The following is a 21,457-nucleotide window of genomic DNA, read 5'->3' as shown; positions in this document are numbered from 1 at the left end:
GTTCAGGAGCGGCGGAACAGGCCGCGACGGCGGTTGGTGGCGACCGGGCGGGACAGGGAGTTGGCCAGCCGGCCCACCATGTCGTCGCTCGTCACGTCCATGGCCATGCGGGGAATGAGCGAGGCGCCGAACTCGGCCATGCGCTCGTCGTGGGTGTCGTACTGCGCGCGGGCCTGCACGGCGCCGTCCCCCGACCGGAGCGCGTCCACGATCTCGGCGGCGACCGGTGACGTCGGGGACGGTGGTGACGGCGGGGGCTCGGTCCCGAGGACCCTGCTGATCAGCGAGGTGTCGAAGACCGGCAGCAGGCGCCGCAGTTGCTCCGCGTCGAGGGAGGTGCCGTGGTCGAACCACTCGTGGCACAGCTCGTGCAGGATGACGTGCTGGGTCTGGTACGCGGTCGGCCGGCGGCGGTAGAGCACGAAGCTGGTCCCGCCGGTCTTCAGCCGCAGCCCGCAGGCAGCGTTGACCCGGGCCAGCCGGTCGGGCATCTCGTGCAGCACGATGGTGCGGCCGCGGGCCGCTTCCATGTTCGCCACCAGTGCGTCGATGGAGAAGGGCGCGGGGATGGGCAGGTCGGCGAGCCCGGCCTCGCACTCCTTTCGTAGTTCGCGCAGCGACATGGAGATCTACTTCTCCGGCTCGCCGTGGACGCCGCCGCCTTCGGCCGGGCCCTGCCGGCCCTTGGCGTCCTCCAGCAGCGAGAGCGCGAACTGCAGCAGCTCCGGCGGGAGACCGTCCTCGTCGAGGCCGCGCCCGGCCACTCCGCTGATCTCCCCCGTACGCCGCATCGCGAGGAACTGGAGCCCGGCGACCACGTCGTCGACCACCTCGGACTCCTCCTTGAAGAACCGCCAGTCCACGCCGAAGCCCAGGCCGAGCGCCTTGAGGATGTCCTCGGAGGGCTGGGTGACCTTGCCGGCCAGGATGTTGGAGAAGTAGCTGTGCGAGAGGGAGCCGCCGCGTTCCTTGACCAGATCGGCGAAGAAACGCCCCGAGATCTTCTGGCCGGGGAAGGTCTTCTCCACCATGTATTCGACCTTCTGCTGCAACGTCCGCAGCTCCGGCGTGCGTTCCTCGGCGCTGTCCATCCGGCCCCCCACGTATCCGCTCCCGTGCGATCGAGGTTCTTCACGATCGTTGATTCGGTCAACGGGCTCGTACTGTAACGAACCCTGACGCCTCGTTCTCAGCACGGTGGGCGCGGTACGGGAACGGACTTGCGTAAACACGCAACGTCACTGTTAACTCGAAAAAACACGAGCAGGGGACCACGAGGGGAGTCCCCTGCTCGTGAAATCGACGGGTTCCGTGTGAATTCACCACGGACAAAAGGTGCATGACGCACGCATGCATGATGTGCGGGCATGGGTGTAGCCCTTCACGACGGGGGATGCGTGAAGGGCTACACGTGCATTATGACTGCTGGTCAGGCCGTCATCAACTGTCCTCCGGAGCGGCGTGTCCGGGATGGGGGTCGGATGAGGGGCCGGGGGAGGGGTCGGTGCGGGGTCCGGTGGCGGGATCGCGAGTGTCCGGACCGGTCGCGTGAATTTTGATTTGCGGCGGAAGTGAATTCCGCGCGATTTTAATTCGAATCCGGCGGACCGGAATTACTTTTCCTGTGCGCTTGCTCCCGCCGTGTTATTCTGGAAGCAGTTGCAGTTGTGGTTCCCGAAGACTCCAAGTGCAACCCTCGGTCCATGTGCCGAGGGTTGTCCTGCTGTGTTTTCCGGTGCTTTTTCCGGATGGGGTAATCATCGCGGCGACGTGGGGTCCGCGCCACGCGGATCCCCGAGAACTGCCCCCCATGAAGGAGACGAAATATGGCTACTGGCACCGTCAAGTGGTTCAACGCGGAGAAGGGCTTCGGTTTCATCGAGCAGGACGGCGGCGGCCCCGATGTCTTCGCCCACTACTCGAACATCGCGGCCACCGGCTTCCGTGAGCTCCAGGAAGGCCAGCGGGTCAACTTCGATGTCACGCAGGGCCAGAAGGGCCCGCAGGCGGAGAACATCACCCCGGCCTGATCGCTCCGGCGCCGACGCGCTGTGACGACTTGCACGATCGGGGCCCGCACCTGAGGGTGCGGGCCCCGGTTCGCTGTCGTCCGCGCCGTCCGGCGCCCGCCCGAGCCGTTCCGGGCCACTCCGGGCGCGGCTCTTTTTCGCAGCCGGGCTCAGGGCCTGTCCCAGTCCAGGCTTGTCAATGGCCCGTTCTTGCGATTCCTGCGCCGCCCGCCGCCGCAGCGAATTCCTCGATACGCGCCCTGTCGAGGAAGGGTTCCGTATGGACCGCGACCGCACAGCACGTTCGAACGACCGATATTTCCGTCCCCGTTCCGGCAGCCGCAGGCCCGCCCCCGTGCAGGGGGAGTTCGCGGCGCCGAAGACCATCACCCCGGCGCTGCCCGCAATTTCGGCCTTCGCCGAGCTGGACCTGCCCGAGGCGCTGCGGTCGGCGCTCACCGCCGAGGGCGTCACCACGCCGTTCCCGATCCAGGCGGCCACCCTGCCGAATTCGCTCGCGGGGCGCGACGTGCTGGGCCGTGGCCGGACCGGCTCCGGCAAGACGCTCGCCTTCGGCCTGGCCCTGCTGGCCCGGATCGCGGGCAACCGGGCCGACGCCCGCCGCCCGCTGGCCCTGGTCCTCGTCCCCACCCGGGAACTGGCCCAGCAGGTCACCGACGCACTCACCCCGTACGCCCGCGCGCTGAAGCTGCGGATGGCCACCGTCGTCGGCGGCATGTCGATCGGCCGGCAGGCCACCGCGCTGCGCGGCGGCGCCGAGGTCGTCGTCGCCACCCCGGGCCGGCTCAAGGACCTCGTCGAGCGCCGCGACTGCCGGCTGGACCGGGTCTCCGTCACCGTTCTCGACGAGGCCGACCAGATGTGCGACATGGGGTTCATGCCGCAGGTCACCGAACTGCTCGACCAGGTGCTGCCGCAGGGCCAGCGGATGCTGTTCTCGGCGACCCTGGACCGTAACGTCGACCTGCTCGTACGCAACTACCTGCACGACCCGGTGGTCCACTCGGTCGACCCGGCGGCCGGTGCCGTGACGACGATGGAACACCACGTCCTCTACGTGCAGGGCGCGGACAAGTACGCCACCACGACCGAGATCGCGGCCCGCGACGGCCGGGTGCTCATGTTCCTGGACACCAAGCACGCCGTGGACAAGCTCACCGACCATCTGCTCGGCAGCGGGGTGCGGGCCGCCGCGCTGCACGGCGGAAAGTCCCAGCCGCAGCGCACCCGCACCCTGGACCGGTTCAAGAACGGGCAGGTCACGGTGCTGGTCGCGACGAACGTCGCGGCGCGCGGCATCCACATCGACAACCTGGACCTGGTCGTCAACGTCGATCCGCCGAGCGACCACAAGGACTACCTGCACCGCGGCGGCCGTACCGCCCGTGCCGGGGAGTCCGGCAGCGTCGTCACGCTGGTGCTGCCGGGACAGCGCCGGGAGATGACCCGGCTGATGGCCGACGCCGGGATCACCCCGAAGATCGCCCAGGTCCGCTCGGGCGAGGCCGAACTGAGCCGGATCACCGGCGCGCGGAAGCCCTCGGGGATGCCCGTCGACGGCAGCGCACCACCGGCGACGGAACGCCCCAGGCGCGTGCCCTTCCGGGGCCAGGGCAACGCCCCTGCGAAGGCGGGCCGGTCCCGCCGCTCCGACCAGCCCACCGCGGAGGCACGCGCCGCCGCGAAGCAGCGCCGCGCCAACCGAGGCGGGTAGCGCGCGCCGGCCGGGACGTCCGGTGCGGCGGGTAACGCGCGCGACGTCCTGCCGCCGGGCAGGGCGGCCCCGCTGCCGGCGCCGCCCGGTCCGCGCCCCGCTACCGGCCGCCCGCGACCCGCAGGACCGTCCCGGTCACGTAGGACGCCTCGCCGGACAGCAGCCAGGCGATGGCGGCCGCGATCTCCGGGGCGGATCCGACGCGGCCGAGCGGGATTCCGGGGACGGCCGCGTCCGCGCGGCCGGGATCGCCCGCCGTGGCGTGCATATCGGTGTCGATCATGCCGGGGGCGACCGCGTTGACCCGGATGCCGTCGGGCCCCAGCTCCTTGGAGAGCCCGATCGTCAGCGCGTCCGTCGCCGCCTTCGTGGCGGCGTAGTGGACGAAGTCACCGGGGCTGCCGAGGGTGGCGGCGGCCGATGAGACATTGACGATCGCGCCCGCCCCGCCGGCCGCCATGTCCTTCGCGGCCCGGCGGCAGCACAGCAGGTAGCCGAGGAGGTTCACGTCCACGACGCGGCGCAGCGTCTCGGCGGAGGTGTCGGCGAGCCGCCCGAGCGGGCCCGTCACCCCCGCGTTGTTGACCAGCCCGGTCACGCGCCCGAGCTGCTCGGCCGCCGTGTCGAAGAGCCGTTCCACCTCGGCCTCCTCGGCGGTGTCCACCCGCACGGTGACGCAGCGCGCCCCGGCGGCCCGTACCGCCGCCGCGGTCCGCTCGGCGGCCTCGGCGTTGCTCACGAAGCCCAGCGCGAGGTCATGCCCGTCCCTCGCCAGACGGATACAGGTCGCGGCGCCGATCCCCCGGCTGCCGCCGGTGACGACGGTGACGGGGCGAGACGGAACGGTGGTGCTGCTGTCCGGCACTGGAGGGCCTCTCACTTCGCTCGCGGATCATGCGGTGCTTCACGCAGCGAATCACCGCGGGCGCCGGTGGATCAAGGGCGGTACGGGGCCGGGGGCGGCGCGGTGCCTGCTGTTGGAGTGGCGCCGGGCGACGGCACCGGCGTGGTGCCCGGTGCGGGGCGCCGGCGGTTGCCTAGCGTCGGCGTCTGACGGGCCGCTGTCCGCGCGAAACGGGTTGAATCGCCCGGCGCTCGGCGACGGTTCCTCCCCAACGGCGTTCCCCTGCCACCGTCTCGCATTGCGGTGGCAGGGGACGCCGACCGCAGGGCCACAGCTCTTACGACCAGAGCGCCCGCGCCAGTGCGACCCCGGCGAACGCCGCGCCCATTCCCGCCGCGACGCTCCCCACGACATTGGCCAACGCGTAGGACTTCGCGCCGTCCTCCGCCAGCCGCAGCGTCTCGTAGCTGAACGTCGAGTACGTGGTGAGCGCCCCGCACAGCCCCGTGCCGATCAGCAGTTGCAGATGCGAGGAGGCGGCGCCGGCCGCCACCGCGCCGGTCAGCAGGCCCAGGATCAGCGAACCCGACACATTGATCGTGAACGTCCCCCACGGGAAGACGCTGTCGTGCCGGGACTGCACCGCCCGGTCGGTCAGATACCGCAACGGAGCCCCGACCGCCGCTCCGACGATCACCAGCAGCCAGTTCAACGGCCCCGCTCCCGCTCCTGCTCCTGTTCGTCGCCGAAGCGCACGACCTCGCACTCGTCCAGGAAGGCCACTCCGTCGCCCGCGACCAGTTCCCCGATGAGCGGCAGGAACGCCCTGATCCGTGCCTCGGTGTCCACGATCACGACCGCCACCGGCAGGTCCTCGCTCAGCGAGAGCAGCCGCTGCGTGTGGATCATCGACGACGTGCCGAAGCCCTCGATGCCCCGGAACACGCTGGCGCCGGACAGCCCGGCCAGGTGCGCCCGGTGCACGATCTCCGTGAAGACCGGCCGGTGGTGCCACCCGTCGGACTCGCCCACGAGAACCGTGAGGCGCAGGCCCCGTTCCGTCCCCGGCGTCGTCATGACTGCCTCCAGGCCAGCACGCGGCGGGTCGCCCACACCGCACTCCACACCGCCGCGAGAGCCGCGAACAGTGTCAGTCCCAGATACCCCAGACCGGCACGGAGCCGGCCGCCGTCGAGCAGGCGCTGGATGTCCACCGCGTACGTCGAGAACGTGGTGAACCCGCCGAGTACCCCCGTACCGAAGAACGGCCGTACCAGCCGGTGTGCCGTCCACGCCTCGCTGATCACGACCATGAAGACGCCGATCACCGCACATCCGACGGCGTTCACGAGCAGCGTCGTCCACGGGAAGCCGCCCGGGGCGGTGGGCCAGATCAGCGCGGCCCCGTAGCGGGCGGACGCCCCGATCGCACCGCCGAGCGCGATCACCGCGACGACGGAACCTTGCGGGTTCGGGGTTCCCATGGGCACTTTTCTCCTGCCTGCTGCACCCCCAGGCTATCGCCCGGGGGTGCGCCCGGCGCGTGGCCTACCAGGTCTTGCCCGGGGGCTGCTTGGTGGTCACGTTGATGCGGTTGAACAGGTTCGTCAGACCGATCGCGAGCACCAGCGCGGAGAGCTGCTTCTCGTCGAAGTGGCGGGCGGCCTCGTCCCAGATGGCGTCCGGCACCGGATCGGAGCGGTCGCTGAGCCGGGTCGCGTGCTCCGCGAGCGCCAGCGCGGCACGCTCGGCGTCGGTGAAGTACGGCGCGTCGCTCCAGGCCGACACGGCGAACAGCCGCTCGTCGCTCTCCCCGGCCTTCCTGGCGTTGCGTACGTGCCCGTCGACGCAGAAGGTGCAGCCGTTGATCTGGCTGACCCGCAGACCGACCAGTTCGAGCGTGGTCTCCGGCAGCCCGCCCTTGCTGATGGCCTTGACCAGGCCCAGTACGGGCGGCAGGGCCTCGGGAATGATCTCGGCCGGGTTCTCGATACGTGCCTGCATGATGTCTCTCCCTCGCTGTCCGTCACGGTCGCGGCTGCGTTCGCGGTGGCGTTATTGCCGCGCCCTCACTGCACTGACGGACGGCGGAGCGGAAGCGTGACGAGAGCGGCGCCCGGGATACTCAGCGCGCCCGCCGGAGCGAGCTGCGCAGCCCGTTCTCCTGCTGACGCTGTCGGACCTGTCCGCCGTCGCGTACGCGGAGTCTCAGATGCGGGGCCACCTGGAACGCGATACGACCTTGGTTCTCCCCCTGCTGGCGTCCTACCATCAGCTACAGGCCGAAGCGCTGTCCCAGGCGGCATCGTTGGCCATGATCAAAGAGGCACGAAAGGGCACCCCGTGACGACCACGACGGAGTCCCCCCGCTGGTTCAAGTCCTCGTACAGCAACAACGGCGGCAACTGCATCGAGGTCGCCGCGAACCTCGTCGCCCCGCTCGGCACGGTCCCCGTCCGGGACTCCAAGAGCCCCGGCGGCCCCGTGCTGAACGCCTCCCCCGCCTCCTTCGCCGCCTTCGTGGCGGGTGTGAAGGCCGGAGAGTTCGCCGGGGGCTAACCCCACCGCGTACCGTCATGCCTCCCGGATGGGCTGCGGGGGCGGGCTCAACCAGCCTTGTGGCATGAGGACTTACGGAAAATCCGCCGCGTTCGTCGCCTTGTCCGTCACCGCCGTCGCCACCGTTCTCACCGGGGCCGCGACCCCGCGAGCCGTCGCCTCGGCCAACACCGCGCCCGCGCTCTCCTGGCGGCCCTGCGACACGGCCGGCGGGCCCGTCGGGCGGGAGTGCGCAGAGTTGCCCGTGCCGCTGGACTACCGGGACCCGGACGGCCCGCAGCTCTCGCTCGCGGTGACCCGGGTCCCGAGTGACCGGCCCGCCGCGCGGCGCGGGACGCTGGTGGTGATCGCCGGGGGTCCGGGTACATCCGGGGTGCAGCGGGTGACGGAGAAGGGGGAGCGGCTGCGGCAGGCGACGGAGGGGCGGTACGACATCGTGAGCCTCGACCCGCGCGGGGTCGGCGGCAGCACGAAGGCGGGCTGCGGGCTCGAACCGGAGGACCGGGAGCTGGTGAACATGCGGTCCTGGCCCGCCGCCGACGGCTCGATCACCGGGAACGTGACGCGCTCCCGGCGCATCGCCGAGGCCTGCGCGCGCAACGGCGGAGCGGTGCTGCGGAGCCTCACCACGGCCAACGAGGTGCGGGACATCGACCGCTTCCGGCAGGCGCTCGGCGAGGAGAAGCTGTCGGCCTGGGGGATCTCGTACGGCACCTACGTCGGCGCCGTGTACGCGCAGAAGTACCCGCAGCACACGGACCGTTGGGTGCTGGACAGCAGCGGCGACCCGAACCCTTCACGCGTCGCGCAGGGCTGGATGGCGAACATGGCGGTGGGGGCGGAGGACCGGTTCCCCGACTTCGCGCGGTGGGCCTCCGAACCGGCCAGGGAGGGGGCGGGGCTGCGGCTCGCGCGACGGGCCGAGGACGTGCGGCCGCTGGTGCTGGGTCTGGCGGCGCGGCTGGACCGGGAGCCGAGGGAGTCCACCACGCCGGGCGTTCCGCTGACCGGCAACCGGCTGCGTCAGGCGCTCCAGATGGCCATGTACGGCGACGACGCCTTTGCCGATTTCGCCGGGCTCGTCCAGGCGGCCAGGAGCACCTCGGTGAAGCCCGTGCTGCCTGCCGCACTGGCCGGGCCGCTGCCGGACGCGGACGCGGCGGTCTCGATGGCCGTGGTCTGCAACGACGTGCGCTGGCGGGGCACCGTCCCCTCGTACCGGCGCGCCGTCGCCGCCGACCGCGCCAGGCATCCGCTGACCGCCGGGATTCCGGTGAACGTCACCCCGTGCGCCTTCTGGAAGGACGCCCCCGCAGAGGAACCGACCAGGATCACGGACCAGGGACCGTCCAACGTCCTGATGATCCAGGGCCTGCGCGACCCGTCGACGCCCTACTCCGGCGCCCTGAAGATGCGGGCGGCCTTCGGGGACCGGGCCCGTATGGTCGCCGTCGACCACGGTGGGCACGGCATGTACCTGGGCAACGGGAACGCCTGCGGCGACGGCGCGGTCACCACGTTCCTGAACACCGGGACCCGGCCCGAGCGGGACGCGTACTGCGCGGGCTGACCACGACGCCGGGTCGTGGTCGGCCGAGCGGGCGCCCCCGCTCAGTCGCAGCCCGGCGTCACATGTCCGCTGTTCCGGGCCTGTGCCAGCAGCGAGACGACCTCCTCGTCGGAGGTCTGCGTGAAGTCCCGGTACCACTCGCCGACCGCGTAGAACAGGCGCGGCACCGACAGACACACCACCTCGTCCGCGCTCCGGCGCAGCCGCACGACCGCGTCCGGCGGCGCCACCGGCACGGCCGCCACCACGCGGGCCGGCTGCTGTGCCCGTACCACCAGGCAGGCCGCCTCGGCGGTGGCACCGGTCGCGATGCCGTCGTCCACGACGATCACCGTCCGGCCTGCGAGCGGGGTACGTGCCCGGCCGGCCCGGTACACCTGCGCCCGCCGTACGAGCTCCGCCGCCTCGACCCGTTCGACCGCCGCGAGATCCTGCTTCCCGGACCGCAGCCGGGAGGCGACGTCGTCGTTGATGACCCGGACCCCGCCCTCGCCGATGGCGCCGAACGCCACCTCTTCGTGGTGCGGCACGCCGAGCTTGCGGACGACGATCACATCGAGTTCCGCACCGAGCGTCTGGGCCACCTGGAAGGCCACCGGGACTCCGCCGCGAGGCAGTCCCAGTACGACGGGGTTCTCCCGTTCGAGGTGGCGGAGCGACTCGGCCAGCTGCTGGCCCGCGTCCTCGCGGTCGGCGAACAGCACGGTGGTTCACCCCCAAGCAGGCTTCACTACCTTCGAAACAACCCCATGTGCGGCGCCCCCGCAACTCGGGCAAGGTCGGTTGTATGAGACGAATCGGATCGGTTCTCATCGACATCGACGGAGTGCTCACGGTGGCGTGGAAACCGCTGCCCGGCACCGTCGCGGCGATGCGGCGCCTGCGCGAGGCGGGCGTCCAGCTGGTCCTGGTCACCAACACCACCTCCCGCACCCGCGCCTCGATCGCCGAGAAGCTCGCGGGCCAGGGCTTCCCCGTCACGGCCGAGGACATCCTCACCGCCCCCGCTGCCACCGCGGCGCACCTGCGCGAACACCACCCCGGCGCCCGCTGTCTGCTGATCAACTCCGGGGACATCCGGGACGATCTGACGGGCGTGACCCTGGTCGATGACGGCGACGGCGCGGGCGAGGGCGAGGCGCCGGACGTCGTCGTCATCGGCGGGGCCGGAGACGCCTTCGGCTACGCGGAGCTGAATTGCGCCTTCCGCCATCTGCAGCGCGGTGCCCGGCTCGTGGCCATGCACCGCAACCTGTACTGGCGCACGGCCACCGGGCTCGACCTCGACACCGGGGCCTTCCTGCTGGGGCTGGAGCGGGCGGCCCGGACCGAGGCGGAGATCACCGGCAAACCGGCCGGATCGTTCTTCGCCGCGGCCCTGGCCCACCTCGGCGTCACCGCGTCCGGAGCACTGATGGTGGGCGACGACATCGAGTCCGACGTGCTGGCGGCCCAGGCCGCGGGGCTCACCGGCGTACTCGTAAGGACCGGCAAGTACCTCCCCGAGACGCACCGTGCGGCAGAGGGCACCCCGGACCACGTGATCGACTCCTTCGCCGACCTGCCCGAACTGCTGGAGCGGCAGACTCGGCCATGACGGTTCAGGACACCGGCTTCGTCTTGGGGATCTCGCCCTCGGTCGTGTTGACGTCGATGACGGAGAACGCCGCACCCTGCGGGTCCGTCAGCGCGGCGAACCGGCCGAACGGCATGGTCATCGGCCCGAACCGCAGGACGCCGCCGCGCTCGGTGGCCTTCGCCACCGCCGCGTCGCAGTCGGCGACGGTGAAGTACACGTTCAGGTGCGGCGGGACCTCGGGCGGGAACTCGTCGCCCATCTTCATCCGCCCCATGACGGTCTTGTCACCGAGGTTGAACATCCGGAAGTCGACGTGCTCGTCCGCCATCTCCACCATCGAGTACGGGAAGACGGCGGGGAAGAACGCGTCGGACTTCTCGGGCTGGCGGGTGAACACCTCGGCCCAGCAGAACGCGCCGGGCACCCTCTGCGCCTCGAAGCCCTCGTGGGTGCCGGCCTGCCACACACCGAAGACGACGCCGCTGGGGTCGCGGGCCAGCAGCATCGTGCCGAACTCGCCGACCTGCATGGGATCCATCAGCGTCACGCCGCCGTTGTCGCGGATCTTCGCGGCGGTGGCCTCGGCGTCCGGCGAGGCCAGGTACAGACACCAGGCCGAGTGGCCCTCCTGGCCGGGCATCGGGGGGACCACCGCGGCGACCGCCTTGCCGTCGGCGTACGCCTGCGTGTAGTTGCCGAACTCGGGCGCGGACTCGCCGAACGTCCAGCCCAGCACATCACCGTAGAAGCTCTTCGCGCCCTCCAGGTCGGCGAACATCGCGTCGGCCCAGCACGGTGTGCCCTCCGGTTGTACAGCCATGACCCTGACTCCTTCGCGTTCGGTGGGGTGGTCCGGCTTTTCACGCTAGCCAGCGGACCGCCTCCCCGCGCGCCGGGAACACGGGCCCCGGGGCTACCCGGGCGTGCCCCTGCCCTGCGGCGGGTCCACCCGCACCAGGCCCGACTGGTAGGCCATGGCGACCAGCTGAGCCCGGTGCCGGGCGCCCAGCTTCGTCATCGCGCGCCCCACGTGGGTGCGTACGGTCAGCGGGCTGACGTGCATCCGGGCGGCGATCTCGTCGTTCGACAGGCCCTCGGCGGCCTGCGCCATGACCTCGCGCTCGCGGGTGGTCAGTACGTCCAGGGACTCGGGCGCGGCGACACCGCCCTCCGGGCGGGCCAGGTAGCGGGTGATGAGGGCCCGGGTGGCGGTCGGGGACAGGAGCGTGTCGCCCGCGGCCACCGTCCGGATCGCGTCCAGGAGCTCCTCGGGGCCGACGTCCTTGCCGAGGAAGCCGCTGGCTCCCGCCCGCAGGGCGCCGGCCACGTAGTCGTCGATCTCGAACGTGGTGAGGATGAGGATGCGGGTCTGTCGAAGCGCCTCGTCGCGGCAGATCTCCTCGGTGGCCGCCAGCCCGTCCATGCCCGGCATGCGGATGTCCATCACCACCACGTCCGGCGTGGTGGCGCGGGCCTGTTCCACCGCCTCCCGGCCGTCCGCCGCGACACCGACCACCTCCATGTCGTCGTTCGACTCGATCAGCAGCCGGAAGGTCCCGGCCAGCAGCGCCTGGTCATCGGCCAGCAGTACCCGGATGGTCACCGCGCCGTCCTCTCCTCGTCGTCCTGGTGGAGGTCTGGTTCCGCTGTTCCCAGGGCCTCCAGGGGAAGTTCCGTGGTCACTTCGAAACCGCCGCTCGCCCGGTGCCCGGCGGCCAGCCAGCCGCCTGCGGACAGGGCCCGTTCGCGCATGCCGATGAGGCCGTAGCCCGGCTCGCCCGCCGTGCGGGGTTCGTGTCCGTCGTCGGTGATGGTGAGGGAGAGCAGCCGGCGCGTGTAGCGGAGCCGGACCGACGCCGTCGCGGACCCCGCATGCTTTGTGACATTGGTCAGTGCCTCCTGCACGATCCGGTACGCGGTCAGGTCCGTGCCCGACGACAGGGCCCGCTCCTCGCCCTCCACCGACACCGAGACGACGAGTCCCGCCCGCTCGAACGAGGCGACCAGCTCCGGGAGCTGGGCCAGCCCGGGGGAGGGTTCCAGCGGCGTCTCCGGGTCGCCCTCGCGGCGCAGCAGGCCCACGGTCGCCTTGAGCTCGCGCAGGGCGGAGGAGGTGGTTCCGGCGAGCTGGTCCATCATGTCCTGCGCCTGCCCCGGACGGCTGCGCAGCAGGTACGCGGCGGTGGCCGCCTGGGCGTGGGCGAGGGCGATGTGATGCGCGACGATGTCGTGGAGCTCGCGGGCGATCCTGGTCCGCTCCTCGCTCACCCGGCGGCGCGCCTCCTCCTCACGGGTGTGTTCCGCCAGTTCGGCCCGTGCCTCCACGGCGGCGAGATGGTCGCGCCGGTTCCGTACCGACTCACCGACGGCGCCCGCCAGCAGCACGCACGAGAGGGCGCCGATCTGGTCGGGCCGCAGCAGCGCGCCGTGGCCCCAGCCGACGGAGACGAGGGCGAGAGCGAGGGACATCCCGGCCGTGTACGTGACGGTCGTGCGCAGGTCCGTGCGCAGGGCCAGGAGATAGAGCGCGACCAGGGCGGCGCCTACGACGCTGGGGCTGGGGTCGAACCCGATGCGGCCGCCCATGACACCCAGGACGCCGCCGCACACCGTCGTCACCGCGACCACCGTGCGCGGGAACCTGCGCTGCCCCAGCAGCAGAACGGCGGAGGGCACGACGGCGACCAGGGAGAAGTCGAGCGTCGGGACGCGGACGATCCGGGCGCCGGTCAGGGTGCTGGAGAAGACCGCGGAGGCCCACAGCACCACGGCGATCGCCACATCGACGGCCCGGGGGTGGCGTCGGGCCCACTGCCACCGGTCGGCGAACACGCGGTCTCTCTTTCTCTTTCACGGTGGAGGTTCTGTCCGACCATCCATGGTCCTCGACTCGCCGGCCCGCGCGGGGCATCACTCACCGCGACTCACGCGCGTACGGGATCGGGGGCGGGTTCCGGCGCCGGCGTGGGCGCCGACGGCCCGCCGTGGCTCAGCTTCTCGCCCTCGACGTCCACCTGCGGCACGACCTTCGCCAGCCACTTCGGCAGCCACCACGCCCGGTCGCCGAGCAGGGCGAGCACGGCCGGGACGATCGTCATCCGGACGACGAAGGCGTCGAAGAAGACGGCCGAGGCGAGGCCGACACCCATCATCTTGATCATCGACTCGCTCATCCCGACGAACCCGGCGAACACCGCGATCATGATGACGGCCGCGGCGCCGACGACCTGGGCGCTGTGGCGGAACCCGGTGACGATCGCCTCGCCGGGCCGCGCCCCGTGGACGTACGCCTCCCGCATCCGGGTCACGAGGAAGACCTCGTAGTCCATGGCCAGGCCGAAAACCACACCGATCAAGAAGATCGGCATCATGCTCATCACCGGCCCGGTCTGCTCGACGCCGAGGGCATCGGCGAGCCAGCCCCACTGGAAGACCGCGACGATCGTGCCGAAGGCCGCCGCCACCGACAGCAGGAAGCCGAGCGCCGCCTTGAGCGGGACCAGCAGCGAGCGGAAGACGACCATCAGGAGCAGGAACGCCAGGCCGACGACGAGCGCGAGATAGGGCAGCAGCGCGTCGTTGACCTTCTGCGACACGTCGATGTTCACGGCGGTCGCGCCGGTGACGAGCAGCTGCGCGCCGGTCTCGGACTTCAGGCCGCGGGCCTCGTCGCGGATGGAGTGGACGAGGTCCGTGGTGTCCGCGGAGCTCGGCCCGGTGGACGGTACGGCGGTGAGCACCGCGGTGTCACCGGCCTCGTTGAAGGCGGGGGGAGTCGTGGCGACGATGCCGTCGGTGGCGGCGAGCTGTTTCGCGGCCCGTGCCGCCGCGGCCTTCGGGTCCTTGGCGGTCTTCGCGTCGACGACGACGGTCAGCGGTCCGTTGAAGCCGGGACCGAAGCCGTCGGCCAGGGCGTCGTAGGCGCGGCGCTGGGTGGTCGAGGTGGACTTCGACTCGTCGCCCGGCATGCCGAGCTGGAGATCGAGCGCCGGTACGGACATCAGGCCGAGGCCGAGGATGCCGAGCACCAGGACCGCGAGCGGCCGGCGGATCACGAAGCGGGCCCAGCGGGTGCCCAGATTGGGCCGGCCGTCCCTGGCACGCTGCCTGCCGTGCCCCTTGCTCCCCCTGCGTTGGGTACGCGGCAGGACGGCGTCGCGGAAGAAGCCGAGCAGCGCGGGCAGCAGGGTCATCGCGACCAGGACGGCGATCACGACGGTGGACGCCGCCGCGAGACCCATCTTGGTCAGGACCGGGATGCCGACCACGGCCAGGCCCGCCAGCGCGATGACGACGGTGAGACCGGCGAAGACGACGGCGGAGCCCGCCGTGCCGACGGCCCGTGCCACGGCGTCCTCGGCGTCGTGGCCCTCGGCGCGTTCGGTCCGGTAGCGCGAGACGATGAACAGGGCGTAGTCGATGCCGACCGCGAGCCCCAGCATCAGGGCGAGCGTGGTGGTCGTCGTGGACATCCCGACGGCGACGATCGAGGCCACCCCGACACCGATGCCGACGATCGCGGTGAGCAGCGGGAGGCCCGCCGCGGCGAGCGAACCGAAGGTGATGAGCAGGACGACCGCGGCGGCGGCGACGCCGACGAGTTCCGTCGTACCGCCCAGCTCGCCCTCCGGCACCAGGGCCGATCCGCCGAGCTCCACGGTCAGCCCCGCGTCCCGCCCCTTCTCGGCGGCGTCCTCCAGCGCCTTGGTGGCGTCGGTGAGATCGATGCTCTGTACGTCGTACGAGACGGTGGAGTACGCGGTGGTGCCGTCCTTGCTCACCGCCCCGGCCATCTTGAACGGGTCGAGGGCGCCCTTGACCTGGTCGCCGCCCGCCACGTCCGCGACGATCTTCTCGACGGCCGCCTTGTTCGGGCCCGCCGTGACCTTCTGGCCCTCGGGCGCGACGAAGACGATCCGGGCATCGGCGGCGTTGGAGTTGCCGCCGGGGAAGCGCTGGTCCAGCAGGTCGAAAGCCTTCTGCGACTCCGTCCCGGGCATCGAGAACCCGTCCTCGGGGGCGGCCGGTGCCTTGGCCGCGGCGAAGGCGCACGCGGCCAGGACCACCACCCAGAGCAGGGCTACGAGCCGGCGTCTCCGGAAGGAGAAGCGGCCCAGCCGGTAAAGGAAAACAGCCACGAGGAGGCGCTCCAGTCTCTCGAATCTCTCGGCGGAATGCCTCGATCCTTCGCGAACGGGGGCGTCATCGTCGTCGTGCGGCTGCATGGAGTCGTACGTACTGTCGCTGCAGTACACGGCCGGTCCGCCCTGCCTCCTGGGCAGGACGCCGTGGGTGGGTCGTGCCGGCCAAACGCCACCGCCACCGCCACCGCCGTCGAGGAGGGCCGGGGCCTGTCCTCGACGGCGGCAGCCTGGCCGGCACCGCCTACCGCCTACCGCCTGCTGTCAGCTCGGCGGCCCGGCCTCACTTCAGATGCCGGGTGAAGAACTGGGCCGCGGCCTCCCCCGCGAACTGCGGGACGCCGGTGTGCCCGCCCATGTTGGCGTGCAGCATTTTCTCCTCGGAGGCGAAGGCATCGAACAGATCCAGGGCCGACTGCCGGTCGTTGCCTTCGTCGTCCCACTGCAGCAGGACGTGCAGCGGAATGGTGACCTGCCGGGCCTCATCGAAGATGGCGCGAGGCACGAAACTCCCGGCGAACAGAACGGCGGCCGAGATGCGCGGCTCGACCACTGCCAGCCGGGTCCCGATGGAGATCACTCCACCCGAGTACCCGACCGGGCCGCCGATCTCTCCCCCGGTCCGCGGCCATCGCGAGCTCGAACCCGTCCCCCGGAGCGGACGCGTCGCCGGAATAAATGGCGATGAGCTGCCCAGGCCGTGTACGTGAGGGGCCGGGCAGAGCGGTCGCGGCTCAACGCTCCTGGGGGTCCGGCGTCGGTGGGATCGCCGCCCCGGCCGACAGCAGGCGCTCAGCCAGTGCGCGGCAGCGCGCCCCGAGCTCAGGCGGGTCGAGTACCTCGAAGTCGTGTCCCAGCAGGAGTACGTGCATGAGCACGGCGTCGAGGCGTTCGGCGCCGCTGAGCACCTCGCAGTGTTCGCTCCCGCGCTCTCGTACTACGGCCGCCGACGCCGGAACCTGCGCGCGCACCGTGTCGGCCGACGCGTGCACGAGGAAGCGCGCCCGCTGCGGGTAGACCCGGCTGGCCACGCCCTCCTGCACGTACGTCGCCGCGTCGGGTGCCGCCCGTGGGCGGAAGTGCCAGGTCCGTGCGGAGACCTCGGTCATCCGGTCGACGCGGAAGGTGCGCCAGTCGGTGCGATCGAGGTCGTACGCGAAGAGGTACCAGCGCCGGTCGGAGGCGACCAGGCGGTAGGGCTCGACCCGCCGCTGTCGCACCTCGCCCCCGGACGGGTAGGCGAAGCCCGCCTCGACCTCGTCGCGGCACGCCCTGGCCAGCGTCATGAGCACCTCGGGGCCGACCGGCGTGCGGCCAGTGCCGAAGGAGTCCACCGAGCCGGAGAGCGCGCGCACCTCGTGCCGCAGACGGGTGGGCAGCACCTGGTCGAGCTTGGTGAGCGCCCGCAGCGTGGCGTCACCGGCACCGGCACCGGCGACCGCGCCGCCCGCGCCGACGAGCAGCGCGACCGCGGTGGCGATGGCCTCCTGGTCGTCGAGAAGCAGCGGCGGCAACTCCTGCCCCGCGCCGAGCCGGTAGCCGCCGCCGACGCCCTGGGCGGCATGCACCGGATAGCCGAGGGCGCGCAACCGCTCGACGTCGCGCCGTACCGTGCGCGGCGTGACCCCGAGCCGGCCGGCGAGCTCGGGGCCCGTCCAGACCTGGCGCTGCTGCAGCAGCCCGAGCAGCGTGAGCACCCGCTCCGTCGTACCCCGCTCGTCACCGCTCGCCGCGTTCATGCCGACACACCCTGCCAGAGATAGCGGATCGGTCCTGTCCGCCATGGGTGTCAGGGTGTCTGCATGGACGCGAACGAACTCGACTTGAACCGGACGCTGTGCGAGCAGTTGGAGTTCCACTGGAACCACCAGCTCCGAGCCAGGCTGGAGGACCTGACCGACGACGAGTACTTCTGGTCGCCGGAGTTGGTGACGGACGCCTGGAGCGTGCGCCCGCGCGGCAGCTCGACGGCGCCCGTGCAGGCCGGTGCCGGGGACTTCACGATCGATTTCGCCTTCCCGCAGCCGGTCCCCGCGGCCTTCACCACGATCGCCTGGCGGCTCGGCCACGTCATCGTCGGCGTACTCGCCGCACGCAACGCGGCGCACTTCGGCGCACCGGCGGCCTCGTACGAGACCTGGGAGTACGCCGGTGACGCGGCCACCGCGCTCGACCAGCTCCAGACCCAGCTCGACGTCTGGCTGGCCGGAGTGCGCGGCCTCGGCGACGCCGGGCTCCGGGTCCCGGTCGGGGAGAAGGAGCCCTTCCCCGAGCTGCTCATGGCCGACCTGGTGCTGCACATCAACCGCGAACTGATCCACCACCTGTCCGAGGTCTGCCTGCTGCGCGACCTCTACCTGCACACGAAGCCCGGCACCTCTGGGGAGCGACACATGGCCGCGACGACGACACACCTCGACCCCGAAGAGCTCCACAACAACCCCGCCTTCACGCAGGGCGTGATCACACCCGCCGCCGCCCGCACGGTCCATGTCGGTGGCCAGCTCGGCACCGACGGATCCGGAAAGCTGCTCGACGGCATCGAGGCGCAGTCCGCTCAGGCCATGCGGAACGTGCTGACCGTGCTCGCCGCCGCGGGCACCGGTCCCGAGCATGTCGCCAAACTCAACATCTACCTCGTCGATGGAGTCGATGCGCAGGTGGCGTACGCGGCGTCGCTTTCGGTATGGGGAGATCACCGCACGGCCATCACGGTCGTCTCCACCGCAGGACACGCTCGTCCGGGCGCGCTCGTGGAGATCGATGCGGTGGCGGTCATTCCCGAATAGGGCGGGCCCATGAATTCGCGGGCCCGTAGCCTTCCGCCATGGGTGATCGATCGACCTCCGACACAGACGGCATCGGCCGGGCAAGGGGTACCGCTGGGTATGCCCGGGCGGCGGCCGCGCTGGCGGTCCAGTACGGGGAAGTCACCTTCGACGAGGTCCACGGTGACGGGCTGGGCCTCGTACCCGCCGGGCCTGCGCGGATCCTCGACATCGGTGCGGGTACAGAAAGGGCGAGCGGGCCCTTCCGACGCCCCGAGGCGCGTGCATGCGAGTTCTTCCGGTCCGAAGCGGTGGAGACCGCGCTGGAGCCGGGCGACACCTGCCGGGTGGGAATCCCCCCGACCGTGGTGCGTCAGCGGTACTGGAGCATCAGCGCGACGCCGTCCCGAAGTCCTGGGTCCAGTAGTTGCCGGGCCGGGCGTGGCCCACGCCGATCTCCTTGAACGCGCAGTTGAGGATGTTGCGCCGGTGGCCGGGGCTCTTCATCCAGCCCGCCACGACGCTCTTGGGGGTGGCGTAGCCGCGGGCGATGTTCTCGCCGTACGCGTGCCAGTCGTAACCGGCGCGCGAGATCCGGTCGTCCGGGGCGGAGCCGTCGGAGCCCGTGTGGGACATATCGCTGCGCGATGCCATTTCCGCGCTGTGGGCCTGGGCGGCCTTCTTCAGCCCGGAGTTCATTTTCAAAGGCGGGCAGCCCGCCTTGCGGCGCTCCCTGTTGACGAGCTTCAGCACACGGGCGGCGCCGCCGGACGTCTTCGGGGCGCTGGTGGAAGCGGCGGGCTTCCGGGGCGGGGTGTGGCCGCCGGCCATGGCGGCGGTGGGGATGGCTACTGCCGCCGCTGCGACGACGGCGACGGTCATCGTCCGGCAGGGCGTCTTCCTGCGGTGCGTACTCATGAATGTGACCTCGCTCGAACGCCCCCGGGGCGGGGCGACAGGGGGAGTACTACCCCGGGTCATGGAGCCGCATGGGTGATGTGTAGCCGTATGGGTCCGATATGGAGCCATATGGGTTCGACGCGGAGCCGTATGGGTCCGATCTGGAGCCGTATGGGTCCGATGTCACCGGTGGTGGCGAGAGGCCCCGCCACCACCGGCCAGGGCGCCGATGAGCACCGTCCCTCTACCGCCGCCGGGTCGCCGCCGCGACGGTGGCCATGAGTTCCGCGTCCAGTACGGACGGGTCGGCCAGCCGGGTCGGGGCGGCGTAGGAGTTGAGCAGCGCCTTCGTGACGCGCAGGGCGGCCTCTGGGCGGCGCACGATGGGCTTGGCCCAGGCGGTGACGGCCGCGTCGAGTTCGCGCTCGGGCACGATGCGCTGGAGGACCGACAGCTCGTGCGCCTCGATGGAGTCGAAGGCGCGTCCGGTGAGGATGAGTTCGCGGGCGCGGGCGGCGCCGACCTCGTGGATGAGCCGGGGCAGTACGCCGCCCCAGGCGGTGGGCAGCCCGAGCGCCAGCTCCGGCAGCCGGAAAACGGCGGTGTCGGCGCCCACGCGCAGATCGCAGGCGAGGGCCAGCGCGAGGCCCGCGCCGATCGCCTTGCCCTGGATCCGGGCGATGGTGACGGCCTGGTTGGCGGAGATCGCCTCGCAGACCCGGCGGGCCTTGTCACCGGCGATCCGGATGCCCCGCCCGGTGGGGTCCTCGTCGAGCCAGTCGGTGAACTCGGTCCGGTCACCGCCCAGGCAGAAGTCGTCACCGGCCCCGCTGAGCACCAGCACCCGGACGTCGGGGTCCTGCACGGCCAGGACGGTCAGCAGATCGTCCAGCATCGCCTCGGTGACCGCGTTGCCGGTCTCCGGGGTGTCCAGCTCCACGCGCAGGACGGCGCCCTCGCGCTCGGCGCGTACCGTGCTCGGCCGCCGGAACGGGGTCAGGTACTGCGGGAGCGAGAGCTTCATATCGCCACGCCCAGCGAGGTGATCCGCCGGAAGACCAGCCGGGATGCGTAACCGGCCGGCGAGACGGAGCGCAGGGTGGGGAAGCGTTTCAGCAGCTGCGTCAGGAGGGTGCGCGCCTCCAGGCGGGCGAGGGCCGCGCCGAGGCAGTAGTGCACGCCACCGCCGAAGGTCAGGTGCGTTCCGCCGGTGCGCTGTACGTCGAAGGCGTCCGGGTCGTCGTTGCGCCGGGGGTCGTGGTTGGCGGCGCCGTACATGACGTGGACCATGCTGTCCTTGGCGATCGGCACGCCCGCCAGCACGGTGTCGTCGGCCGCGATCCGGGTGTTGATGTGGATCGGCGGGTCGTAGCGGAGCACCTCGTCGACAGCGGCGTCGATGTACCCGGGGTTCTTTGCGAGCCACGCCCACCGGCCGGATTCCCGCAGGAGCAGATCCACCATGGCCGACAGCAGCGTGGCGGTGGTCTCCAGCGAGGCGATGGTGACGAACATGGTGAGCCGGTAGAGGATCTCGTCCGCCGTGTCGCGGTCGGGCTCCCGGGCGTCCCAGGTGTGGATCCAGCCGGTGAGGACATCGTTGCCAGGGTTGGCCCGGCGCTGCTTCACGAGCTCGGTGAAGTAGCTGCGCAGATGGAGGGTCGCCTCGGCGGAGACAGCGAGCTGGCTCTTGGTGGGCAGCAGCTCCTGGGCGTGCACCTGGTTGTGGGTGATCTCCAGGAGGTGGGCGTAGTCCTCGGGCGGTATCCCCAGCCAGGAGCCGATGGTGCTGATCGGGAGCTGCTCGCTGACGGTGCTGGCGAGGTCGGCCTCTCCCCGGCGCAGCTTGTCGGCCAGTTCGTCCAGGAGCCGGGTGACGTGCTCCTCGACCTGAGGGGTCAGCCGCTCGATGGTCGAACGGTCGAAGAGGTTGCCGAGGCTGCGGCGCTGGCAGGTGTGCTCGGGTGCGTTGAGCCGGGAGAGCGTCTTGGTCATCTCCTGCGTGGCGACGGCCTCCCAGCGCTCGGTGTCCGCCTGGCGTTCCTGCCAGGCGAAGTCGGGCACCAGCCAGTTGCGCCCGCGCAGCACCTCGCTGCACGCGTCGAAACCCGTGACGAAGTACGCGTCCCAGGGAGCGCGTACGACATCACCCATGTTTCTCAGATCGGCCAGCAAAGGGTAGGGATCAGCCTGCCCTTCGGGCGATTTGAGACGTCTCAGGAGGGAGATGAGGGCACGTCGGTCTACAAGGGGCCTGTCTGTGCCACATATTGCGCTCACGCAGAGTTCCTTGACCTGGGCTCATGGTTACCGGCAGAACCTACCCCTCCGCATATGCCAGCCATGCGTGGA

At 71.3% G+C, this 21,457-nt stretch carries 21 protein-coding genes and 3 pseudogenes; 7 read left to right on the top strand and 17 right to left on the bottom strand.

Annotation, left to right across the window (positions count from 1 at the left end; translation table 11 throughout):
- Window positions 1-2 precede the first annotated feature (2 nt).
- Both ACIRJP_RS08590 and ACIRJP_RS08585 read right to left on the bottom strand, forming a co-directional pair.
- Window positions 3-623 carry a toxin gene (locus ACIRJP_RS08590; protein ID WP_404169942.1) on the bottom strand — a complete coding sequence of 207 codons (621 nt, stop codon included), beginning with the start codon at window positions 621-623 and terminating at the stop codon, window positions 3-5.
- A gap of 6 nt (window positions 624-629) precedes the next feature.
- Window positions 630-1,091: a hypothetical protein gene (locus ACIRJP_RS08585; protein ID WP_404169939.1), complete on the bottom strand. Its 462-nt coding sequence runs from the start codon at window positions 1,089-1,091 to the stop codon at window positions 630-632.
- A 735-nt stretch (window positions 1,092-1,826) separates the two neighbouring features.
- Here ACIRJP_RS08585 and ACIRJP_RS08580 point away from each other — a divergent pair.
- A complete protein-coding gene (locus tag ACIRJP_RS08580; protein ID WP_093547863.1) occupies window positions 1,827-2,030 on the top strand; it encodes a cold-shock protein in 204 nt (67 codons plus the stop codon).
- A gap of 259 nt (window positions 2,031-2,289) precedes the next feature.
- Window positions 2,290-3,744 (top strand): DEAD/DEAH box helicase, encoded by a 1,455-nt coding sequence (locus tag ACIRJP_RS08575; protein ID WP_404169936.1) that lies wholly within the window; start codon window positions 2,290-2,292, stop codon window positions 3,742-3,744.
- Between the two features lie 100 nt (window positions 3,745-3,844).
- On the opposite strand, the gene ACIRJP_RS08570 is transcribed toward ACIRJP_RS08575, so the two are convergent.
- The 5 genes from ACIRJP_RS08570 to ACIRJP_RS08550 form a co-directional block, all read right to left on the bottom strand.
- Window positions 3,845-4,609: an SDR family oxidoreductase gene (locus ACIRJP_RS08570; protein ID WP_404169933.1), complete on the bottom strand. Its 765-nt coding sequence runs from the start codon at window positions 4,607-4,609 to the stop codon at window positions 3,845-3,847.
- A 316-nt stretch (window positions 4,610-4,925) separates the two neighbouring features.
- The gene (gene crcB / locus ACIRJP_RS08565; RefSeq protein ID WP_404169931.1) at window positions 4,926-5,300 is read right to left on the bottom strand and encodes a fluoride efflux transporter CrcB; all 375 of its coding nucleotides are present in this window, start codon (window positions 5,298-5,300) and stop codon (window positions 4,926-4,928) included.
- Window positions 5,297-5,665, bottom strand: a complete 369-nt coding sequence (locus ACIRJP_RS08560; protein WP_404169928.1) for a DUF190 domain-containing protein — start codon at window positions 5,663-5,665, stop codon at window positions 5,297-5,299. The genes crcB (ACIRJP_RS08565) and ACIRJP_RS08560 overlap by 4 nt, the downstream gene beginning before the upstream one ends.
- Window positions 5,662-6,072, bottom strand: a complete 411-nt coding sequence (gene crcB, locus ACIRJP_RS08555; RefSeq protein WP_404169926.1) for a fluoride efflux transporter CrcB — start codon at window positions 6,070-6,072, stop codon at window positions 5,662-5,664. The genes ACIRJP_RS08560 and crcB (ACIRJP_RS08555) overlap by 4 nt, the downstream gene beginning before the upstream one ends.
- Window positions 6,073-6,136: 64 nt before the next feature.
- Window positions 6,137-6,592: a carboxymuconolactone decarboxylase family protein gene (locus tag ACIRJP_RS08550; RefSeq protein WP_404169924.1), complete on the bottom strand. Its 456-nt coding sequence runs from the start codon at window positions 6,590-6,592 to the stop codon at window positions 6,137-6,139.
- 148 nt (window positions 6,593-6,740) lie between these two features.
- Between ACIRJP_RS08550 and ACIRJP_RS08545 the strand changes: the two are divergent.
- The 3 genes and pseudogenes from ACIRJP_RS08545 to ACIRJP_RS08535 form a co-directional block, all read left to right on the top strand.
- Window positions 6,741-6,935 (top strand): annotated as a pseudogene (locus ACIRJP_RS08545) (Scr1 family TA system antitoxin-like transcriptional regulator); the annotation flags it as partial.
- Complete coding sequence (locus ACIRJP_RS08540) at window positions 6,932-7,147, top strand: DUF397 domain-containing protein (RefSeq protein WP_404169922.1); 216 nt, start codon at window positions 6,932-6,934, stop codon at window positions 7,145-7,147. The pseudogene ACIRJP_RS08545 and the gene ACIRJP_RS08540, both read left to right, overlap by 4 nt.
- 64 nt (window positions 7,148-7,211) lie before the next feature.
- Entirely contained in the window at window positions 7,212-8,717 is a 1,506-nt protein-coding gene (locus ACIRJP_RS08535) for an alpha/beta hydrolase (protein WP_404169919.1), read from the top strand.
- 77 nt (window positions 8,718-8,794) lie between these two features.
- Here ACIRJP_RS08535 and ACIRJP_RS08530 read toward each other — a convergent pair.
- Window positions 8,795-9,421: pseudogene (locus ACIRJP_RS08530) on the bottom strand (phosphoribosyltransferase); the annotation flags it as partial.
- An 83-nt stretch (window positions 9,422-9,504) separates the two neighbouring features.
- Between ACIRJP_RS08530 and ACIRJP_RS08525 the strand changes: the two are divergent.
- The gene (locus ACIRJP_RS08525) at window positions 9,505-10,314 is read left to right on the top strand and encodes an HAD-IIA family hydrolase (protein WP_404169916.1); all 810 of its coding nucleotides are present in this window, start codon (window positions 9,505-9,507) and stop codon (window positions 10,312-10,314) included.
- 4 nt (window positions 10,315-10,318) lie between these two features.
- Here ACIRJP_RS08525 and ACIRJP_RS08520 read toward each other — a convergent pair whose 3' ends face one another.
- From ACIRJP_RS08520 to ACIRJP_RS08495, 6 genes and pseudogenes are all read right to left on the bottom strand, one after another.
- The gene (locus ACIRJP_RS08520) at window positions 10,319-11,116 is read right to left on the bottom strand and encodes a VOC family protein (RefSeq protein WP_404169913.1); all 798 of its coding nucleotides are present in this window, start codon (window positions 11,114-11,116) and stop codon (window positions 10,319-10,321) included.
- A gap of 93 nt (window positions 11,117-11,209) precedes the next feature.
- Complete coding sequence (locus ACIRJP_RS08515; protein WP_404169910.1) at window positions 11,210-11,899, bottom strand: response regulator; 690 nt, start codon at window positions 11,897-11,899, stop codon at window positions 11,210-11,212.
- Window positions 11,896-13,128 (bottom strand): sensor histidine kinase, encoded by a 1,233-nt coding sequence (locus ACIRJP_RS08510; protein WP_404169907.1) that lies wholly within the window; start codon window positions 13,126-13,128, stop codon window positions 11,896-11,898. Before ACIRJP_RS08510 ends, ACIRJP_RS08515 begins: the two co-directional genes overlap by 4 nt.
- Window positions 13,129-13,220: 92 nt before the next feature.
- Window positions 13,221-15,434, bottom strand: a complete 2,214-nt coding sequence (locus ACIRJP_RS08505) for an MMPL family transporter (RefSeq protein WP_404169904.1) — start codon at window positions 15,432-15,434, stop codon at window positions 13,221-13,223.
- Between the two features lie 286 nt (window positions 15,435-15,720).
- A pseudogene (locus tag ACIRJP_RS08500) lies at window positions 15,721-16,050 on the bottom strand (alpha/beta hydrolase); the annotation flags it as partial.
- Between the two features lie 121 nt (window positions 16,051-16,171).
- Window positions 16,172-17,176 (bottom strand): helix-turn-helix transcriptional regulator, encoded by a 1,005-nt coding sequence (locus ACIRJP_RS08495; RefSeq protein ID WP_404169901.1) that lies wholly within the window; start codon window positions 17,174-17,176, stop codon window positions 16,172-16,174.
- A gap of 63 nt (window positions 17,177-17,239) precedes the next feature.
- On the opposite strand from ACIRJP_RS08495, the gene ACIRJP_RS08490 reads away from it, so the two are divergent.
- Window positions 17,240-18,226, top strand: coding sequence for a DinB family protein (locus ACIRJP_RS08490; protein WP_404169898.1), 987 nt, complete (start codon window positions 17,240-17,242; stop codon window positions 18,224-18,226).
- 369 nt (window positions 18,227-18,595) lie between these two features.
- On the opposite strand, the gene ACIRJP_RS08485 is transcribed toward ACIRJP_RS08490, so the two are convergent.
- The 3 genes from ACIRJP_RS08485 to ACIRJP_RS08475 form a co-directional block, all read right to left on the bottom strand.
- Window positions 18,596-19,123, bottom strand: coding sequence for a CAP domain-containing protein (locus ACIRJP_RS08485; protein ID WP_404169895.1), 528 nt, complete (start codon window positions 19,121-19,123; stop codon window positions 18,596-18,598).
- A 226-nt stretch (window positions 19,124-19,349) separates the two neighbouring features.
- Complete coding sequence (locus ACIRJP_RS08480; RefSeq protein ID WP_404169892.1) at window positions 19,350-20,129, bottom strand: enoyl-CoA hydratase/isomerase family protein; 780 nt, start codon at window positions 20,127-20,129, stop codon at window positions 19,350-19,352.
- Window positions 20,126-21,259 carry a cytochrome P450 gene (locus ACIRJP_RS08475; protein ID WP_404169889.1) on the bottom strand — a complete coding sequence of 378 codons (1,134 nt, stop codon included), beginning with the start codon at window positions 21,257-21,259 and terminating at the stop codon, window positions 20,126-20,128. Before ACIRJP_RS08475 ends, ACIRJP_RS08480 begins: the two co-directional genes overlap by 4 nt.
- Between the last annotated feature and the right edge of the window lie 198 nt (window positions 21,260-21,457).

The sequence above is a fragment of the Streptomyces sp. NPDC102437 genome, from assembly GCF_044765565.1.
GTDB lineage: Bacteria > Actinomycetota > Actinomycetes > Streptomycetales > Streptomycetaceae > Streptomyces.
This window is presented reverse-complemented; position numbering and strand designations above follow the sequence as displayed.